Here is a 2417-nt window from a genome sequence, read left to right on the forward strand (position 1 = left end):
TCTTGAAAGTAATATTTGTCTTCTGGCAAAGCACCAACCTTATATCCAGATTTGGCCAATTTATACCAAAACTTTAACACAGATTGCTTTTCTGCTCCTTCGGCTTTGTTACACAAGGCTTTCACGTCACGATAATCTACAGCCACATTTACCTTGTACTTTCCTTCCAAGGCTTGATCAGAGCTTTTTTCTATTTTCAAAATTGTGTCTTTCAATATTACCTGCTCTTGCTCTTTGTCCTCTGTTAAAGCTAACCTTTTTACCCTCGTTAGAATTTGTAGATGATAAGACAGCGTTTCATCATTGTCGTTTGATCCAGCCTTCTCTTCAGCAGCTTGAGCAACAGCATTAGTAGTACTATAAACCATATGTAGCGCATCGATTTCTGTCTCAGTTTTGCTTGCAATTGCCTGTTCTTTTGAACTTTCGGTTTGTTTCCCTTTTGTGTATATTCTCTGATAATCAGTATAGCCTTTATCAGTATCCCCGATATCACCATTACCTTGGTCAAAGGTTATTTTTCTACTTCCATTTTTCACATTCTTAACTTTAACTTGAGGAGAAACAGATGCCAGTAAATCGCTACAACTGTAGTTATAGTCAGCAGAAAGGAATATTTTTCCCTTAAAGTTGTGGAAGTTATTAGATAACACTCCAATTTCTTCATCACCATCAAATAGTTTTACCTTAGTGAAATATGCTTGACCGTTTATTCTAAGTATTTTACCGCTGGAGTCTTTTTGTATATGGTAATCGTCTGGATCGTGCTTTATAGCGAAAAGTTTACCATTCTCACGTCCATCGGAATTCAAAAGATATTTGTCAAAATTTATAAGACCTATATTGACATATTTATGAGAATAGTCCCTCTTTTCATATTCATGTGCAAATATTGGATCTATATACTTATATTCATCTGGTATACCGTTATATTCATTACCATCAGCATCGGCTGGCACCAATTTATATCCGTCATCTTTTTGCACTAATTTTAGATGAGTAATACTTTTTGGTAGTTGAACCCTTACGTTTGCTCCATGGTCATGAATAAATAGGTCGCCTTCCTTACTAATGTAAAAACCCATGTTTTTGAATTTATATAAGCGCTCGTCTCCTTGCTTCACAACTGCTTCATATACGTCGTCGTCTGTCCTATCTGCTCCCTTATTATCCAATAATTTTCCTTTTTCCACAATTACTCCGTTCTTTCTCTGTTCATCAGAGTATTGGACATGCTCTGAATTCTTATGACTCAAAATCTTTGTGCCTTTAAGAAGTAAAGGATCTAAGTCTTTTTGAATATGCTCAACACTAGGATGCAGCAATTCATTTTCGTGTAAATGTGCTTCATCGAAATATTCATCACGTTCAACTGTTCTGCCATCTACCAGGGAAGCTTTATAATGACCATTTTCTTTTGTAACTGCCATATAAGCACCACCATCATATTGAACATTTAAGTTGTGCAATATATCTTCAAAGAAAAAAGTTTCTTTAGTTTGGTCTTCAACTTGCTTAAAAAAGCCTGACTCGCTCAACAGCTCTCCAAGCTTTGTATCTCCATCATATATGGATAGAGCACCCATATTTCCATGACCAAGGGCTTTTATGGAGAAAACTTTACCTTCCTGCAAATCAATATGATTTGTACTTCTTACTAGGTTTGGATTGATATTGACCAACTCATCTAATACTTCTACTGCTTGTGGATTACCTTTAATCTCATCAACTGCTTTGTTTTTGAGTTGATTAAACTTTAAGAATGCTGGTCTGTACTTTGTATTTTCCTCATCATGTAACTTTTCAATATCAATTCCTCCTCTATAATATTTTTGATACGTTTCACCACGTTCTTTATTCAAGCTATTGAATTTGTCTACCTGACTCTTAATTTCTGTATCATATTTTGATAATACCTTAAAAGCCTGATTTTTACATTATTGACTGTTTCGGTACTCATTACCTTGTTGATCAGAGTAAGTGAGTTTGGTTTGCCCATCAGGAGTTTTTATTACTTTTAAGAAGTGATACTCCTTTGATATATCAAGATTGTCATCTGTTGCCCTGTTAACAGCACGAGCAACATCATAAAACGCAACATGTTCTACCGGAGAGAAACTTCCAACCTCTTCTCCATTCATTGTTTTTATCTCTGCTCTATAGCATGATACGTTTTTTATTTCCCCATCTACTATTTCTTGACTAGTTGCTATAAGCTCTCCTTTGTGACTTGTAAAGCATTGATGTCCTGCATTGCAACATCTGTACTATTGTCAGCAAGCCAGCCTTTGAAGGCATCATTATGTTGTCGTATTTCTTCCAAAAATTGTTTCGATCTACCGTTATCACCGGCACGTATAGCACTTAAGTAATCACTTAGCAAGTTTGGATGATTTGTTTGTAAATACATTATTAAT

Annotated in this window: 1 protein-coding gene and 2 pseudogenes; all 3 read right to left on the minus strand. The window is 35.3% G+C overall.

Annotation, left to right across the window (positions count from 1 at the left end):
* Nucleotides 1-1862, minus strand: a pseudogene (locus tag IHO13_RS05180) (peptidase M2); the annotation flags it as partial.
* A 75-nt stretch (nucleotides 1863-1937) separates the two neighbouring features.
* Nucleotides 1938-2141, minus strand: coding sequence for a hypothetical protein (locus IHO13_RS05185; protein WP_225538583.1), 204 nt, complete (start codon nucleotides 2139-2141; stop codon nucleotides 1938-1940).
* A gap of 68 nt (nucleotides 2142-2209) precedes the next feature.
* Nucleotides 2210-2417, minus strand: a pseudogene (locus IHO13_RS05190) (collagenase); the annotation flags it as partial.

The sequence above is a fragment of the Wolbachia endosymbiont of Mansonella perstans genome, assembly GCF_020278605.1.
In the GTDB taxonomy this organism is placed as follows: Bacteria; Pseudomonadota; Alphaproteobacteria; order Rickettsiales; family Anaplasmataceae; genus Wolbachia.

Coding starts and splice junctions, on each gene's coding strand:
- IHO13_RS05185 (WP_225538583.1), bottom strand. CDS start 2,141: ATGAATGGAGAAGAGGTTGGAAGTTTCTCTCCGGTAGAACATGTTGCG.